This window comes from Streptomyces sp. NPDC056061 (genome assembly GCF_042266885.1).
Classification (GTDB): domain Bacteria; phylum Actinomycetota; class Actinomycetes; order Streptomycetales; family Streptomycetaceae; genus Streptomyces.
This window is the reverse complement of the sequence record NZ_JBHJWQ010000036.1, coordinates 1-16808: the sequence shown is the minus strand read 5'-3', so window position 1 is coordinate 16808 and position 16808 is coordinate 1. Positions and strand designations below refer to the sequence as shown.

The following is a 16808-nucleotide window of genomic DNA, read 5'->3' as shown; positions in this document are numbered from 1 at the left end:
CCGACCGGAAGGTCGCCCTTCCAGACGAGCTTGCCGTCCTTGACCTCAGCCGTACCGGTCGAGGCCTTGACGTCACTGTTGTAGGTGGCGTCGTCCAGGACCTTGGACAGGTCGTCGGTGATGGTGGCGTCCTTGATGCCGGCCTTGCCGTGCTGGTTCACCGTGACCGTGTAGGTGACCTTGTCGCCGACCTGGACGGTGGAGCCGGTCTTCGGGTCGGAGGACTTGGAGAAGGTGTAGGCGCCGTAGACGTGGTCGGTCTCGCAGCCCTTCTCCGTGTCGCAGGTGCCGGACTTGTCGTCGGTGGTGACGACGTTGTGCAGCCGGCCGTCGCCACCACCAGTGACAGTCACGGAATAGGTGATGGTGGCCTTCCCGCCGACCGGAAGGTCGCCCTTCCAGACGAGCTTGCCGTCCTTGACCTCAGCCGTACCGGTCGAGGCCTTGACGTCACTGTTGTAGGTGGCGTCGTCGAGGACGGCGCTCAGATTGTCGGTCAACGCGATGTCGTGGACCGGGTACTTCGAGTCGTTGGCCACGGTCAGCGTGTAGGTGATCGTGTCCCCGGCTCTCACGGTGGTGCCGGACGGCGGGTCGGAGGTCTTCGACAGGGTCCACTCGCCCTGACGCGGATCGTTCTTGATCTTCCCCAGGTCGAGCAGGTAGGTGCCGCGGCCGACGCCAGTGGGATCGACGCTCACCCCGATCGGGTCCTTGAGGGGCAGATATCCGGATGGTGTCGTGGTTTCGGTGAGCGTGTACTTGCCCCATGGGACACCGGTCAGGCGGAACTTCCCAGGCGCCGGGTCCTGATCGGCATCCGAACACCCCGCGTCGGTGCAGTCCGTGATCGTCCGGGGCCACCCGTCGGGTATCTTCTCGCCGTCCTCGAGCACCGGGGTGAGGGTCCACTCGGAGCCCGCGAGGAGGTCTCCGGTGCGGCTGTCAGTCTTCTGCCAGGCGATGTCCGGCAGGAGCTTCAGCCCGACGGCCGATGCCTCGGTCGGCAGGATCGGCCTTCCCGACGATGCTTCGACACCGGCGACGGCGGTGTTGTTCCACGCGATGCCGTCGAGGCCGGCACTTGTGGTCGTGTTCGGGCCTGCGGCCTTGACGGCGAGCACGGTGTTCTCGGCGTCCCCAGGAGCGAAGACTCGGGACCCGAAGTCGATGCGCAGGGCAGTGACCGCTTCGTAGTCGCCGCCGGGCGGCGTGGCCGCCCAGTCGTTCTCGCAACCGGCGGGTGCGCTGTCCACGGCACCGCCACCGGTGCCGGCGAGGTCGCCGCGGCAGGGGTTGGCACTGGTGGAGTACCGCAGGGTCGCGCCTGCGGGCGCCTTGACCGGTCCGGTCAGGTACACCGGGAACGCCGAACCCCGGGTGCCTTCGGCGCCGGGCAGGATCAGAGAGTCACCGACCCGCGGCAGCATGTCGTAGGCGACCACGTCGCGGATGTCCACCGATCCCGAGTTCGCGACACGGACGGTGTACTCGGCCTTGCCGGACAGGTCAGTGCTTCCAACACCGGGGGCGCCGATCGCGTCGGCGTCGTAGACACCCTGCACCGTCTTGCTCGTGTTCACGCCGGACACGGGGAGGACGTTGAAACTCTCGGAGGCCAGACACCCGATGGCGGCGGTGCGATCGGTGGTCGGCCGCAGGTCGGCATCGACCATTTTCCCGAGCCCGCACTGCAGGTAGGTGTCGGGCACACCTCGCCCGCCTTCGGCGCCGGTGAGAAGGTAGTCGTTCGCGTAGGCACCCGCGGGGACACCCTGCTTGACGCGAACCTGGAACCGCACGTAGGAGGTCCGGCCCAGGGTCGCGTTCGAAGTGATCTCGGCGTCCGGGAACGTCACCGTGACCCGTTGCCGCTGTTCACCCAGGTAGTCGACCGTCTTGACGGCGACGTCCGGTTTGCCGAGCGCGGCCGCGAACGTCGCGTCTCCCGCGATCTGGAGCGAGTCCTCGACCATGGTGAGGGCGGCCGGGAGGTACTCGGTCACGGTCGGGGTGAAGGTCGACGCGTCGAGGACCGCTCGGTCCGCGTTCCATTGTGCCCGGTTCATCGCGAGATCGACGGTGAGTTGGTCGCCGGTCTGCACCGCGGGGGTCGTGGGGCGGGAGCCCTCGGGGATCGCGGGATCGTACATCGACTTGACCGGTCGCAGCGAGAACGGGTTGGTCATGACCTGCCGGTAGCCGCAGATACCGGCGGCGCTGTCCGCCGTCTGTGGTTGGTACGGAAGGTACTGGCGTCCGCCTTCGAAGGTGATCACGTTCTTGACCGGGCAGTTCTCTACCGTGACATACCAGGGGTGGACGTCGGAGCGGTCCACGTCGAGGTTCGGGTTGTTGTACACCGTGTCGACGTTGCTGAACGGCACATGCTGGGAGGCACGGCCGTGGATGAAGAAACTGCCACCACCGAACGGAGGGATCTCGGTGTCCACCTCGATCTTCGTGATCCACTCACCCGCGGGTACCGGGGTGGGCGTGCTGCCGTCGGTGCCGTCGCAGTATCGGTTGGCGGTGTCACTCATCGACGAGCCCGCGGCGATCGTGCACGATCCTGTACTGCCCGCGTTCGTCGTCCAGTTCACCTGCAACTCGGGAAGATACCGGTCCGCGGAGAACTGCAGATCCACGAACGCGGGGGTGGCGCAGTCGATGTCGTCGTCATTGGTCGGCGAGGTCAGCGCGCACGGCATCACGTCGGTGAACGTCCACCGGCCCGTGGTCGGCTCGTTCGAGGTGCCGCTCAGGGAGTAGATGCTGTTGTTCTGGGTGTGCACGGTGCGGTAGAGGGGCGATCCGACCGCCCAGTCGTAGCCGGGCCTCTTCTCGACACTCGCACCGGCAGCACCCTCGCGCAGGGCGTGCGAGGCGGAGCTGTCCGAAGAGAGCGTCTCGGAGGACTGGCCCCACGCGTTCGCGGTGGCCACGACCGAGTTCGTGACCGCGCTCGGGTCCGGGTCGGCGCTGAACTCTCCATCGGGGTAGACGATGGTCGCCTTCAGCGGCAGACCCGTCCAGCTCGTGTCGCCGGAGTACGGCACGCAGGCGTAGGGCGCGGCGTCTTTGACCGAGGAGCCGAGACTCCAGGTGATGGTGTTCGTCGCCGCTTCGTACACACCGCCGTGCGTGGCGCTCACGAACCGCGCCCCGGTGGGAAGAGTGTCGACCACGGTCAGGTTCTCAAGCGCCTGCGTTCCGGGCTCGGAGCAGACATCCGCCATCGTGCGGGCATACTGGGTGGGAGCGCCCGTGGTGGGGAACTGGGAGTCGTAGCCCACCAGGATCGAATAGGTCACCTGCTGATTGACGTACGGGACGCTGGTGGGGTCGAACTTGACCTTGGAGACGTTCAGGGAGACGTCTGAGGTCACGGTCGTGGTCGCCGAATCCGTGACTGACGCCGTGCCGGTGGCCGCGAAGGTCACCTCCGGGGTGATCTTCGCCCCATCGGGCGTGACCGAGTTCGGCGGGGTGAACGTGAAGGACACAGTGTCGGAGGTGCCGGTCGCCACGGTCGCCGGGAAGGTCCACACAAGCTTCCGGTCCGGGCCGGTACCGACGATCGTGGCCGCCCCGGGCACAACAACCCCGTTGATCTGGAGCGAACTCTGGCTCGTCACCGTCAGAGGAACACCATCGGGGAACGCATCCGACGACGCCAGCGCCGTCGGTACCGGAACCGAGATCGTCGCGGCATCACATGTACCACTGCCGCTACACGTCCACTGCACCCGGAAAGACGCGCCCTGACCGGACTTCACCGTCTCCCGGACCGCCTCCACCGACACGTTCAGCTTGCCACCGGCGGCCTGGGCAGGCGTATGGACCAAGAGAACCGGCACAGCCAGTAGCAACGCGAGCACCGGCCTCAGCACCATACGCAGACAACCCCACCCCCTTTCACGCGACATCGTCCAAAGACGTCGCCCGGAGGTACGCGTGGCTATTCGCATCAAGGACCTCTCTCCCCTTCGGTCACCCCTGGCCCTCGACCAGAGCACAACCACAGGAGTGGACCCTGCCTCCAAAACGAGGGCCCGCCCAGAGTGATCTGGCGTGCACTCCGGGCAAGCTAGAGCACGCTCGTAGCGTTTATGTAGGAAAATATAGAAATATCACCCGTATGGACCCACGATCCTGCTCGTGACGACGCGTTCACCAGCGGGTCCCAGCCTCGGCCCGTCGCGCTCCGGTGACGGGCGCCCGGGGCCCGCCGTCTGCGGACCTTCGCTGAACGGGTTCTCGTCGCTCACCCTGGGGCGGGAACGTCTCCCGGAACACCGAGGCCGGCCAGCAGCCTGGGAGACCTTCTTACTGGTCATGGAGGTACCACGGCCACGTGGACGGTGTTGGGCACGACGCCGTCGCGTTCGATGGTCTCGCGCATCAACTCCTCGGCCTGCTCGGCGGTTTCGGCGCGTTCGACCGTGTGACCAACGATGCAGCGGCTGAAGACGTCGATGATCACGTAGGCGTGGAACCAAATGCCTTTGGCCGGACCGGGCAGCCGGGTGATGTCCCAGGTGAACAACCTGAGAGGGCCCGTGCGCGACCAGTTCGAGGATCGTTCTGGGAGGGTGGGTGACCTGTCGGCGGTGTTCGCCGTTCTGCCCAGCAGCGGACAGGATCCGGTACATGGTCCGCTGCGAACACCAGTAGTTTCCCGCGTCCAGGCGGGGAGTCGTGCGGATCGACTGGGCTCCCGACGACCGTAGCCCGACCCGGCGACGGGGCCGTCGCCGGGTCGGGCTACGGTCCGGCACCCAGCACACACCGGGCCGGACCGCAGGAGGAGTTGCGTGAGCACCCTGCAAGAACAGCCCAGCCCTGACGACGTCCTCGCCCGCGCAGCCGCCGAGAAGATGCCCGCCGCGCTCAATGAGGACCAGGAGCTCGAGCCCGATGAGCTCCTGGAGCGGCAGCCGGTCTGGAAGCAGCCCCGGATGCCGAAGCCGAAGGCGGCGAAGAAGGAGGAACTGCGTAAGCAGCGGCGGCGGTCCCAGGACGCCGGACTGCGCCGCTTCGCTGCCGCGCAGTCCCGCCGGCCTCGGTTCCGGCAGCACCGGATCGGGAACGCGGCCGCACGCCGCGAACCCGCGCCCTGTCCCGGGTGCGGCACTCAGGCGCCCGGCTTTGGTGGGCATCGACGAGCTCGCCCCGCATGCTGCGGGGCGAGTAGCCGTGCCCCGCGCCTCACGGCGCCGGGGCGAGGCCGCCCGCCGGCATGCGGACACCCTGCGGTTCGTGTTGTTCGAGGCCAGACCCGCCGGGCTGCTGTTCCCTCAGCTGACCCGCGCGAGCGGGCTGTCCCCCAGCCAGGTCAGGTCGGGGCCGGCCGCCCTGCGCGACATCATCGCCGAAAACGGCTGGCCACCGCTGATCTGGACCAGGGGCCGACGGCCACCAGCTGGGCGCCGAACGGGCCGCGCTGGAGGCATACGAACGGGCCGTACTCACCGAGAAGCTGACCGAGTTCCGCCGGTTCATCACCGGCACCGTCGCCCCACACGCCGCCGCCCACCCGGGCGACAAGTGGGTCAAGCACATCATCGCCCAGCTCAACTCCATCGAATCCACCCTCGACCTCGTCGTCTCGGCCTGACCACCACCGAGGGGCGCCCGACTCGAAGGCCGGGCGCCCCGCCCGCCTTGCAGGGAAGCGAAGCCGTCATGCGCCGGCGTCGCTGTCCCTCCGACACCACGAACGCAGAATGGGTCCTGCTCGAACCGCTGTTGCCGGAGCCCGCCTGCGAGACCAGCCGTGGTGGCCGACCGGAGAAACATCCCCGGCGAGAGATCGTCGACGCGATCCGATATGTCGTGGACACCGGCTGCAAATGGCGGGCCCTACCTGCGGACTTTCCTCCCTGGCACACGATCTGGGGGTTCACGGCCCGCTGGGCAGCGGCCGGGATCGTCGGCCAGATCCGCGATCATCTCGCCAGCCGGATCCGCCGTGACATGGGCAAAGGCCCCCGAGCGGTCGCCACCGTGATCGACTCCCAGAGCGTGAAAGCGGCCGAGACCGTCTCCAGAGCCACCCGCGGCCTGCCCTCATGGTCATGGTCACACCCGCCGACCTTCACGACGCCGCAGCCGCGAAGGAGGTCCTCTTCCGTCTCCGCCTGATGCGCCCCGAGATCACAATCGTGTGGGCCGGCACCGCCTACGCCGGAAAGCTCGTCGACTGGGCGAGACAGCACCTCAACCTCACAATCAAGCCTGTCGGACGCCCCAAAGACGCATCCGGTTTCGTCGTGCTGCCCCGCCGCTGGGTCGTCGAACGCAGTCTTGCGTGGATGATGCACGCACGCCGCCACGCAAGGGACTACGAACGGCTCGTCCAGCACTCCGAGACCCTGATCACCTGGGCGGCCATCACCCTCATGACCAGGCGCCTCGCACGGAAAGGGGCCACTCCCAGCTGGCCGAGGAAATCCGCGTCGGCCAGCAACTGACGGCACCTGAGGTTCCCTCGAGATGCGGGGAGAGGTGACAACAGGTCAGATAGGACTCACGAGAGGAGCTCTGACGATGCCTGCGCCGAGGAAGTACCCGCTGGAGTTGCGTGAGCGTGCGGTGCGGATGTACCGCGTTTCCGAGCCGAAGCCTGTGATCCGCCGTATGGCCGAGGAGCTCGGCGTGCACCATGAGGCTCTGCGCAACTGGATCCGTCAGGCCGAGGCCGATACCGGCGAGCGAGGCGACATCCTCACCACCGCCGAGCGTGAGGAGCTGGCCGCTCTGCGGAAGGAGAATGCCCAGCTCAAGCGTGCGAACGAGGTCCTGCGGACGGCCTCGGCCTTTTCGCGGCCCAGCTCGACCCGACCCGGCCCGGGTGACCGCGCGCGTCGATGTGCACCCGCACCTGGGGGTCGAGCCCGTACTCCGGGAACTGAACATCCCCTCCTCCACCTACTGCCGGTGGCGCCAGGCCGAGACCGAGCCGTGTGAACGGCGCCGCCGGGACGCCGAGCTGACGGGCAGGATCCGGCAGGTCCACGACGAGTCCGGCGGAATCCACGGCTCACCCCGGCTTCTACAACCCCCGCCGCAGGCTCGGCCACCTCGGCCCGATCGAGTACGAGGTGAAGCACTACGCCGACCAGACAAGTGAACCTGAAACCACGTCAACCCACCCTGACCAGCCAGTCACCCACTCCCGCCCAGCGGGGGAACCAGGAGTACCCAGCCCACCCCTTCACTGAAAGGAACGCCACCCCATGGACGCCATCGCTCAGGCCCCCGGCTCCCTTCCGATTTTCGGTCACGGCATCCAAATCCTGCGGGACCCCTTGAGCTTCCTGCGCTCACTCCCCGCCCACGGCGACGTCGTACGCATCCGCATCGGCCCCATGCGGCCGTCATGGTGTGCACCCCCGAGCTGACCCGCCAGGTCATCTTCGACAGCCGACTCTTCGACAAAGGCGGAATCTTCTTCGAACGGCTCAACGACGTCGCGGACAACAACCTGCTCACGTGCCCATACAGCCACCACAAAAGGCAGCGGCGCCTGGTCCAGCCGGCCTTCCACCCGGCCCGCCTACCGGACTACGCCGCGGAAATGACAGCCCGAATCCTCGCTGTCAGCGACTCCTGGCAGGACGGCCAAGCCATCGACGTGAGCGCCGAGATGGCCAAGCTCACCTCCGGCGTACTGATCAGCGCGGTCCTCGGAAGCTCGCTCGACGAGGCGAGCCTCACCCGGGCCACCGCCGACCTGGACACCATCCTCAACGGAGTGTTCCGGCGGTCGATATCGCCACCCGCATTCAACCGGCTCCCCCTTCCCGGCAACCGCAGCTACCACGCAGCCACAAAAAGCCTTCACCGCACCCTGCACACACTCATCCAGGACAAGCACGCCGAAGCCACCCCAGGCAGCGACATGCTGTCCCTGCTCCTTGCCGCCCGCGACCGAGAAACCGACGGGCAAGGACTGTCCGACGCCGAAGTCGCAAACCAGGTCATCACCTTCTTCGCCGCTGGCATCGAGACCACCGCCGGCACCCTGAGCTGGACGTTCGACCTCCTCTCCCGCCACCCCCAGATCCACACCCGTCTCCAGCACGAGGTGGACGCGGTCCTGGCCGGACGCCCCGCCACGTACCAGGACATCGACCAGCTCCCCTACACCCAGCAGGTGCTGGACGAAACACTGCGCCTCCGTCCCCCGCAATGGTTCATGACGAGGGTCACGACGCAGGACACGCGGCTCGCGGGCCACGCGATTCCCGCGGGAACCCAGATCGCCTTCAACAACCACTTCCTCCACTACAAGCCCAGCGCCCATCCCGATCCCGAACGGTTCGACCCCGACCGCTGGGAACCGAACCGAACGAGCACCAGCCAACGCGACGCCTACGTCCCGTTCGGTATCGGCACCCGAAAGTGCATCGGCGACCGCTTCGCCTACACCGAGGCCGTCCTCACCATCGCCACCGTCACCAACCGATGGCACTGGAAGGCCGCGCCCGGAAACCAGCCGGAACCCCGGGCGCGTCTGACGCTCAGGCCGCGGGACCTCAGAATGATCATGAAGCGAAGGACCCCCTGACCGATCCAGCCCGCTTCCACCTACAACGGGCCCGCAAGCTGCGCTCGCAGCCCGCCTCTCGATCGAGAGTCAGACCGGAAATCCTGAGATCACAACGGCAGAACCTCGCCCGAGGCGGAGCACTCGGTCTCAGCCGACTCCCACACCCCTCGCACGCGCGCTCCGCAGCCTGCTCAGCGTCCTCGGACACCCAGCCAGCCTCGGGCCAATACCGGTAACTGAGGTTCCCCCGCTGCTCGGGAGGGGCTGATCAGCTGGTCAGAGCGGGTTGATGGGGTTTCAGGTCCGCTCGTTCGATCGCTGCCTGCTCGGCGTAGTGCTTCTCTTCGAACTCGACGGGGCTGAGGTAGCCGAGGCGTCTCTGGATGCGCCGACTGTTGTAGAAGCCGTCGATGACCGGCGCCGTCCAGGCGACGGTCAGCCCCTCCGCCCACGGCCACATCCGCCGAGATCGCCTGCGTAGTGGGAACCTCGTGGCAGGGAAGAGGCATCGCTGCAGCAGGTCGGGCACCGGGGCCGCGGGCTGCTCGGGAACAGCGGTGCGGACCTTCTTGCGCGGGTGCATGCTCTGCGGACCGCTCCGGCGCATCACGCGTGCGACGCGCTTGTGATTGCCGGAATCCGGCGTCCTTCAACTCGGCGGTGACGCGCGGGAAGCCGTAGAAGGAGATGCCCCTTGACCTCGATAGCCATGGCCCGTACGGCAGAGGCCGTAGTCAATCCCGAGTGCACCTGCGGTCGGTGTTGCCGGTCGCGTCCCAGAGCCTGCTCTGCCGCCGCACACCATCAGCCCAGCGAGCCCCTGGCGACGAGGCCGATGCCCGGATCCCGGACGGCCTGCGGGCACGCTGCATGCTTCAGGAGATGGCGCCCGGCTATCGGCGCCGTTCGGTCGTGCCCTTCCACCTGCCGACGATGCCTGAGGACGCTTGTCCGCTGTGCGGCCGCTGGAGGTGCAACCCGAGCAACTGCCCGCCCGTGTCGGCAGCGCCCCGGTGGGGCTTGACTCCGGATCGTGAATGCCGTCTGCGATGGTGAGGCCGATCCGGCCTGCCTCACGTGGCATGCCGTCAGAAAGGGCAACGCGCCCGGACAGAGATCATGACCAGACTGAGGTCTATGAAGGCGGGATCGTTGAAGGAGTCGATGCCCGCCTGCCACTCTTCCTGCGAGAGGAGTCCTGCGGATATCAGAGGAGCGCGCATCTGGTTGATCATAAACGTCCAGTGGCGGTCACCCGCACCCCCCTGCCCGCACTGCATTATCCGGGCGGAGACGGACAGGTCGGCCAGGCCGTTCCGCAGGGCCAGACCGGGCAGGAACCTCGACCACCGCAAATCCGCGCCGTGCCTTCCCCAGAGAGTTCTGACGGCTCGGGTCATTTTGCTGAACTCTGGGTAGGGCGACTCCCGATCATCGATGATCACGGGTTCCTCGGTCACGAGCCATCCACCAGGAGCGAGCCACTGAGCAGCGCGCCGATACATCTCCTCCCGCTGAGGGAGGTGAACCAGCAGCGCACGTGTGTGGATCAGGTCGAAGGACTGCGGAGCGAAGTCGCACTCGAAGACGTCCTGCTCGCTGATCGTGAGGTTGCGGAAGGTCCCCTGGTCGAGGAAGCGGGTGTCCAGGTCGACGGCGGTGGTGCGCCCCTCAGGGCACATCCCGGCGAGCCAGTACGCGATCGACCCGGCGCCTGCCCCCAGCTCCAGACAGCGCCAGTTCGGCTGCACCGTGCAGTCGGAGAGCAGGCCAATGGTCTCGGGATCCAGCGCGCCCTCCAGGCGGCGAAGCCTCTCGAGTTCGCTGTGCACCTGGTGGCCGATCGAACTCTCGTTGTACCCGTACGCGGGGTTTCGCGGCTGGTTGCTGGTCATCGTTCTGTGCTCCTCGCGTATCGCGGCAGTTGGGTGTGGCAATGCAGAAGTCATCTGATTTGGTGAGTCTGCGGTAGCGGATGAGGGGGCAGGCGATGCTGTTGAAGGCGAGGAAGTGCTCGGCGTTGCGTCAGCTTCCGAGCGCGGAGAAGATGAGAGTCGTCAAGCTCCTGGCCTGCGGTTCGGCGACGAAGTGGGTGAGTCGTTCAAGAGTCGTGCGACCGGTGCGACTCGTGGCAAAGTACGGTGGCCGTGGTGAGAGCGACGGAGAACCGGCGAAAAGGCCACGTGGGGCCGGTGCGAAGGGTGCGCGGAGCACGGTCTTCTCAATCTCTCTCAACATGAAGGCGTTGTGTACGAATCCGGTGCCGCTGCCGACTGCCTGGCGGGTGTGACCGGGGTAGGCGCCCCAGGGGGTGTAGCCGAGCAGGAACCCCACCCCTGGCCAGCAGTTGACGCCCAGAGTCCCGTAGCGCAGCGCGGCGACGGCGTCCCGGACGGCGGGAGATGCCGCCTTTTGCGTCCGTGGGTGGACGAGGACTGTGGCGCCCAGCGTTCCGGGCAGGACGTGGTTGGCGAAGTCGATCGCGCGGTGGAGGAACTCGCGCGGACTGTCGCCGGGAAGCTTGACCACGCCCAAGGCGCTGGCGAAGGTCTCGGCTGTGATGAGTGGATCGTTGTGGTCGTGTAGTTCCGGTACCAGGACGAGGCCCGCGCCACCGAGGATCTCGGCCTCCGGGTGGCGGGCCAGGACGTCGGCCAGCCGATTCTCGATTCCGGGGTAGTAGCCGGCGCGCGCTGGAAGCGCACGTGCGAGAAGGCGGATCTCGTCCAGCAGCCGCTGGGATCCGGTCCAGCCGGACGGCACGATGAGAACCTGACTGGCGACGCAGTTGTGGCCCGAGTTGTTCATCTTGCTGGTGACAATGTGCTCGGCCTGGAAACGGAAGTCTGCTTCACTCCAGTTTCCGGGTACGACGATGACGGGGCTGACTCCGCCCAGTTCGCTGGTGAAAGGTTTGGTGACCAAGGGAGTGTCTTCGCGGCGCCGCTGCCCGGCCAAACCGTCGGTGCCCCACACAATGGCGTCGTGAGTGCGGTCGCTTCCTGTCACGTGAATGGAGTCCACACCCGGATGTGTGGTGAGGTACGCGCCCTCCGCCTCGCCTCCGTCGACGAACCGCAGCCAGTCGCGCTCGACGAACTCGCCGAAGATCTGCTCGAGGTGGGGCCGAAGGTAGGCGTTGACCGGGTGTGTCTTCGCCACGGCGACCTGACCATCGGTGTAGAGCTTGTGGAGAACGTCGAGCGCGGTGATGGAGGCGACATTGCCGCCTCCCAGCACCAATGCGACGCCAGGTGGGCTCGCATCGCCACGGTATTCCTTTGCCGCACCAGCCCGGACACTCTCGGGCGTGGCGCCCTCCTGCATCTGCACCTCGGCACGGTGCCCGTTGAGCAGGATTCGGTCCCACCCCGTGGCAGGGAAGACGTCTACCGCGATGCGTCCGTCACGGATGCGCACCGCGTGGGACTCCACGGGGTCCCTTCCCTTTGCTATACGACGCAGCACCTCAAGGCGGGCATTGACGCCCTGGAGCAGGGCCCAAGGGCCGCCGGCCCAGTCCTCGGCCGCCCACGGGGAGTCCGGGGCGTAGCCCTTCGCGCGGGCTGCCACTGCGACCATGTCCGAGGCCACACTGAGGATCCTCGGTACGAGTCGTTCAAGCAGGGCGATGCGTTCCTCGAGCGGAGTGGCAGCCCATGAAGGGGCGTGTCGCCGCAGTACGTACACGGCCTCGTCCATGACTGCCGTGCCCGGAACAATCCTATCCACGACAGGCCGCCTCCCGAGCGTACACCCGTTTTCCCAAATACCCCTTCTTGGCCAGAATTCGCACGGGGAGCAGTATCATTGTCTCTCCTCGCAAAACGTCTCCAGGAATTTCTGGATCTCTCCGCTCAATTCTTCCGGGCATTCGAGAGGAAGGAGATGGCCGGCGCGAGGGATCACGGCCAACCGGGCAGACGGGAGCCCTTCGGACAGTAGCCTCATATATTTACGCGAAGCTATTCTGTCACCCTCCCCGGATGCTATCAGGACCGGAACCCTCCTCATGGCGGTGAGATCCGGCAGCGAAAACCTGGAGAGCAGCCCGAGCATGACGCTCAGCGTGTACGGCGGAGTGCTCGAAAGCATGGTCGAGAACTTGTATCGATCACCCCTGGAAGCGTTAGCCCCGTAGAGGGGCCACCGCCAAGTACTGATCACCCTTATTGCCTTCATCGCACCGCGTGCCATCAATCGGCCAAAACATCCGCGGCGCTCATTCCTCACAGCGATGCTGGGCAGAGAAAGCAGAGACCGTTCCAGGAGGCGTCCTGGATACCCGCTCACCGAGCAGCGGAGATCCAGGCAGGATGCACTGACCAGGGCCACGCCGACGATCTCCGACTCCGAACCGAACAGCGTCGGCTCAAGAGCGGCAAGTCTGAGGATGGCGGCACCTCCGGCCGAGTGTCCGACGAGAACGACAGGACCCGGCACGGGGGAACTCCGGACGACGGCACCGAGATCTCCCGCGAGCCGATCGAGTGTGAGCTCCTCGTTTCCCAATGGGGTTTTCCCGTGTCCACGTTGGTCATAGGCGTATGACTCGTACCGGGAAAGGAGGCTGCGGACTTTACCCCAGCATGTCCCGTCGGCACCCAGTCCATGAACGAAAAGCAGGGAAGGTTTCGGAGTCATGAGCCACGCCCGCTTCCTGACCTGGATTGGCCGGATTCGCCACATTATCGGATGTCGAAGTGTGAAAACTGAATCCGTGAAAGCATTTTATGATGTGCTCTCACCGTCCAGGGCCAGACCATCAACCCCCCCTGGGAATCGTGGTACCAGGATGTGCACCCGGACGAGAAGGCCGTACCCGGCATGCCACTTCGCAGAAGTTTGTTGAATTTATCCGTGGCTTCCTGGGTGGGGGACATCTCCGCAACGACACCGGATTTAAAGAGTTCGATCCAGCGAAGGACGTAATCTGACTGCGTCTCGGCGATGCGCATGACCGACTCGCTTGAGAACGGACTGTTCGGGCCGACAAGCATGAAGAAATTTGGGAAGCCCGGCAGTGCGACTGTCTGATAGGCCTTGGGGCCGTAGAACCAGGAATCTTCAAGTGTTCTTCCTGATTTGCCGACTATTTTCATCGAGCGCATGAAGGTATCTGCACGGAACCCCGTGGCGAAAACGATAACATCTGTATCCCTTTCCACACCGTCACGAGTCAAGATCCCCCGTTCCGTGATCCTATCGATCTCCTCACCGATTACTGTGACGTTGTCCTGTTGCACGACCCGGTAGAACCCGGAAGCCGCCACCAACCGCTTACACATTGGGTTGTCCGGAGGTGTGAGAAGTCGCCGCAGCTCCTTGGAACGGACCCGTCTGAGGGACAGTCGGCAGACCCCCGCGATCAGTCTCCGCTGCCACCCCGCTCTGACCACTGCCGCGCTTATCGTGCCCTGGAAGACCACCCGCCAGAAACGATCTGCGAGCCGGCTAAAGCCCGGCACCACGCGATGAAGTCTCTTCGCGATCGCGGAGTACCGTTGCGCGGGCTTCGGGAAGACCCACTGCGCGGTGCGCTGGAACAGATAGAGGTGCTCGGTCTCCGCGGCGAGTGCGCAGGTCATCTGCGTTCCCGTCGCTCCCGTGCCGATGATCGCGACGCGCTTTCCTCGTGTGTCCACGCCGCTTTCCCAATGAGCGGAGTGCATCATGACCCCCCGGAAGGCGCTCCTCCCCTCCAACTCGGGGAGGGCTGGCTGGACGAGCAGCCCTGTGGCACATATCAGGAAGTCCCAATGTGACTCCGCCCCCCGGGACGTCAGCACTCTCCACTCTCCTGCGGTGAACCGGGCCTCTACCGCCTCTTCCCCCAGTCTCAGATGAGGACCGATTCCGTACATTTCCACCACCCTATTGAGATATGAGAGGATCTCACCTCCTCGGGCAAAATAGGAATCCCAGTCAGGGTTCGGCGCGAACGAGAAGGAGTAGATCCTGCTGGGGACGTCACATGAGACACCCGGATAGACGTTTTCTCGCCACACTCCCCCCACGGTCTTTCCTCTGTCGTATACGACAAAGTCGTCGATTCCGGCCTGCTTAAGCTTGACCGCGAGGCAGATCCCGGAGACCCCGGCGCCGATGATCGCAATCCGAGCTTTTCGCCGACCTCTCGTCACTTTCGCCCTCCGCCGTCGCGGGCTGACGCGGTCGGTGATGTCGACAGCAGCTCCCGAGTCTGCTCCAGCACGGTTTGACGAGTCGCCTGCCGGATTCTGAACCACCGAGCGGCCTCACGAATATGCGGGTGCGGCTCGAACAGCAGCGACAATCCGGCGCGGTTCAGCACCTCGATGTCCGGCCAGGAGTTTCCCAGCGCGTACGCGACACTCCAGTCCACTGTCCTAGGCTGCACCGCCTCCTCCAGTACAGCCCTTTTCCCTCCAGGCAGCGCAGGAGCCAGTTCGATATGGCCGGTGTACTGGCCCTCGGCGCGGACGAGTCGAGTTCCGCTCCCGGCATGGACGCCGAGGTCCCGGGCAACCAGACGCACGATCTCGTCCGGACTCCCGGAGACGAGAAGCGTGCGATACCCGGCCAGATGGAGTGTGTCGATCAGTGGCTTCGTATGGGGGTAGACGGATACTTTCTCGCGCTGCCACACCTCCTCCGCCAGCTCCTGTATCGCCGACTCGGGCAGGCCGGCCAGCGTCTGAGCATATTTTTCGTAAAGCGCGTACATGCCCGTGACGGAGCTCCGGGCATCCTGGTAAAGCCGTCCGAGATCCTTCATCGCCACGGGGTTTATGAGCTTCTTGGCATGTTGGGATCCGAGCATGGCCATCCCCAGCGCGGTGGGTATGAGTGTGCCGTCCATATCCAGTAGTGCGATCTTCATCAGAGTTCCCGTCTCCCGGTGCGGTGGTCCCTCACCATCGAATAGTCACGCCTCGACTCACCGCTGAGCTGGGCGAGCCGCCTCAGCTTTTCCGGCGCGAGCGCGTGAAAGGCCGCGACGTACGGCACGTAGGCGGGGACGTTCACCACAGGACGTGGTCGAACCAGGGACTTGGCGATACTCCGTGCGACCTGCTCCGGTGTCGCCGCCGGGAAGATGTCGCTGAGCCGCGACATTCTCCGGGAGGACACGTGACGGAAGAAATTCGTACCAGCCACCGCTCCGGGGCGCACTAGTGTCACATCGACGGGGGTAGAGGCGAGTTCCAGGCGCAGTATCTGGCTGTACGCCTCCGCCGCTGCCTTGGCCGCGGCGTACGCTGCAGCGGGGCCGCGGACGTAGACGCTCCCTGCCAGCGATCCCATCGTGATGATCTGCCCGCCTCCGCCGGCAAGCATCAAAGGGACCACCGCGCGGGTCGAGTGGACCATAGCGTCAAAGCTGGTCCGCATGGTGCGTTCGATGTCGTCATCACTCATGTCGGCGTCGTCTACCCAGCGGCTGTACGCCGCATTGTTTACGAGTACGTCAACACGCCCATGGTGGCTGTGCGAGGCGGATATCCACGCCTCCAAGGCGTGCCGGTCGGTTACGTCCACCTGCTCGAAGTGGAAGGATCCGGACGATGTCGTGGAGCGCACGGCATCGATGTCACTCCTCGATATGTCACAGACGTGGACAATCGCACCATGCTCGGCCAGGAGGCGTGCCACGGCCCAGCCGATGCCTTGGGCACCCCCGGTGACGAGGCAGGCCGCGCCGGTCAGGCGCTCACGCAGGGTCTTGTTCTGCCGGGATGTCATCTCCGCTCCTTCAGTCGAACCTTGGCAACGGGTGGTCAGGTCCCGGGCAGCCACCGTCTTCTCGGCCCGCAGGCGGTTGTGACTCGACCCGGTCATCGATCGAAGACGGGACCGGCACGGGACGTCGGCTCCGCAAAGGGATTTGGCATGCCCTTGACGATCTTTATGGCCCGAATGGCGGCTGTCAAGTCAAATAAGATGTTTATTGCGTTATGAGCCATTTGGTACTAGTTGTACCTTTTTGGTGGGGCGTTGATCCAGACCTGGCCGGCTGTCTCGGGTGGTTTCGACCGTTGGACACAGCGTTCCGGGTGGCGTTCGTAAGCCTCGGCGAGGGCGACAGCCCGCTGGTCCTCACCTCGTGGGCGGTGCCGAAGTGGACCGAGGAGGGGGGTGTGCAGGCCGATCCCGGAGTGCTGGTGCTCATGGTTGTATTGACGCTCATCCCGCCTGAAGGCGGGAGATTCCCACCGGGCCGCCGCTGTCAAGTGGCGGTCGTAGGTGGTTCCTGTTTCCTCACCCGCTG

General features: G+C 65.6%; 12 protein-coding genes and 3 pseudogenes. 6 read left to right on the top strand and 9 right to left on the bottom strand.

The window, feature by feature from the left end:
- Positions 1 to 3389, bottom strand: a 3389-nt coding sequence (locus ACFC79_RS33090; protein WP_376248017.1) for a collagen binding domain-containing protein, incomplete at its 3' end; no start/stop codon positions are given.
- Between ACFC79_RS33090 and ACFC79_RS33085 the strand changes: the two genes are divergently transcribed.
- Positions 3352 to 3768, top strand: coding sequence for a hypothetical protein (locus tag ACFC79_RS33085; protein ID WP_376248015.1), 417 nt, complete (start codon positions 3352 to 3354; stop codon positions 3766 to 3768). The genes ACFC79_RS33090 and ACFC79_RS33085 overlap by 38 nt on opposite strands.
- A 568-nt stretch (positions 3769 to 4336) precedes the next feature.
- Here the strand turns inward: ACFC79_RS33085 and ACFC79_RS33080 are convergent.
- Positions 4337 to 4549 carry a DDE-type integrase/transposase/recombinase gene (locus tag ACFC79_RS33080; RefSeq protein WP_376248012.1) on the bottom strand — a complete coding sequence of 71 codons (213 nt, stop codon included), beginning with the start codon at positions 4547 to 4549 and terminating at the stop codon, positions 4337 to 4339.
- A 650-nt stretch (positions 4550 to 5199) separates the two neighbouring features.
- Here ACFC79_RS33080 and ACFC79_RS33075 point away from each other — a divergent pair.
- From ACFC79_RS33075 to ACFC79_RS33060, 4 genes and pseudogenes are all read left to right on the top strand, one after another.
- Positions 5200 to 5620 (top strand): annotated as a pseudogene (locus ACFC79_RS33075) (RacP protein).
- Positions 5621 to 5688: 68 nt separating this feature from the next.
- A pseudogene (locus tag ACFC79_RS33070) lies at positions 5689 to 6476 on the top strand (IS5 family transposase).
- Between the two features lie 22 nt (positions 6477 to 6498).
- Complete coding sequence (locus tag ACFC79_RS33065; RefSeq protein ID WP_376248009.1) at positions 6499 to 6972, top strand: transposase; 474 nt, start codon at positions 6499 to 6501, stop codon at positions 6970 to 6972.
- Positions 6973 to 7222: 250 nt separating this feature from the next.
- A complete protein-coding gene (locus ACFC79_RS33060; RefSeq protein WP_376248104.1) occupies positions 7223 to 8575 on the top strand; it encodes a cytochrome P450 in 1353 nt (450 codons plus the stop codon).
- A gap of 490 nt (positions 8576 to 9065) precedes the next feature.
- Here ACFC79_RS33060 and ACFC79_RS33055 read toward each other — a convergent pair.
- The 7 genes and pseudogenes from ACFC79_RS33055 to ACFC79_RS33025 form a co-directional block, all read right to left on the bottom strand.
- A pseudogene (locus tag ACFC79_RS33055) lies at positions 9066 to 9237 on the bottom strand (IS3 family transposase); the annotation flags it as partial.
- Positions 9238 to 9645: 408 nt separating this feature from the next.
- Positions 9646 to 10452: a class I SAM-dependent methyltransferase gene (locus tag ACFC79_RS33050; protein ID WP_376248006.1), complete on the bottom strand. Its 807-nt coding sequence runs from the start codon at positions 10450 to 10452 to the stop codon at positions 9646 to 9648.
- Positions 10453 to 10582: 130 nt separating this feature from the next.
- Positions 10583 to 12151 carry an aldehyde dehydrogenase family protein gene (locus ACFC79_RS33045; protein WP_376248004.1) on the bottom strand — a complete coding sequence of 523 codons (1569 nt, stop codon included), beginning with the start codon at positions 12149 to 12151 and terminating at the stop codon, positions 10583 to 10585.
- A 213-nt stretch (positions 12152 to 12364) separates the two neighbouring features.
- Complete coding sequence (locus ACFC79_RS33040; RefSeq protein WP_376248001.1) at positions 12365 to 13201, bottom strand: alpha/beta fold hydrolase; 837 nt, start codon at positions 13199 to 13201, stop codon at positions 12365 to 12367.
- Positions 13202 to 13245: 44 nt separating this feature from the next.
- Entirely contained in the window at positions 13246 to 14700 is a 1455-nt protein-coding gene (locus tag ACFC79_RS33035) for a flavin-containing monooxygenase (RefSeq protein WP_376247998.1), read from the bottom strand.
- Entirely contained in the window at positions 14697 to 15419 is a 723-nt protein-coding gene (locus ACFC79_RS33030; RefSeq protein ID WP_376247996.1) for an HAD family hydrolase, read from the bottom strand. Before ACFC79_RS33030 ends, ACFC79_RS33035 begins: the two co-directional genes overlap by 4 nt.
- On the bottom strand, positions 15419 to 16282 hold the full coding sequence (locus ACFC79_RS33025; protein WP_376247993.1) for an SDR family NAD(P)-dependent oxidoreductase: 864 nt from the start codon (positions 16280 to 16282) through the stop codon (positions 15419 to 15421). Before ACFC79_RS33025 ends, ACFC79_RS33030 begins: the two co-directional genes overlap by 1 nt.
- A 311-nt stretch (positions 16283 to 16593) precedes the next feature.
- On the opposite strand from ACFC79_RS33025, the gene ACFC79_RS33020 reads away from it, so the two are divergent.
- A partial coding sequence (locus ACFC79_RS33020; RefSeq protein WP_376247990.1) for a hypothetical protein occupies positions 16594 to 16808 on the top strand: 215 nt, incomplete at its 3' end.

Excerpts from the sequence above, each read along its gene's own strand:
- ACFC79_RS33050 (WP_376248006.1), bottom strand. The coding sequence starts at position 10,452 with ATGACCAGCAACCAGCCGCGAAACCCCGCGTACGGGTACAACGAGAGT.
- ACFC79_RS33025 (WP_376247993.1), bottom strand. The coding sequence starts at position 16,282 with ATGACATCCCGGCAGAACAAGACCCTGCGTGAGCGCCTGACCGGCGCG.
- ACFC79_RS33040 (WP_376248001.1), bottom strand. The coding sequence starts at position 13,201 with ATGACTCCGAAACCTTCCCTGCTTTTCGTTCATGGACTGGGTGCCGAC.
- ACFC79_RS33030 (WP_376247996.1), bottom strand. The coding sequence starts at position 15,419 with ATGAAGATCGCACTACTGGATATGGACGGCACACTCATACCCACCGCG.
- ACFC79_RS33065 (WP_376248009.1), top strand. The coding sequence starts at position 6,499 with ATGCGGGGAGAGGTGACAACAGGTCAGATAGGACTCACGAGAGGAGCT.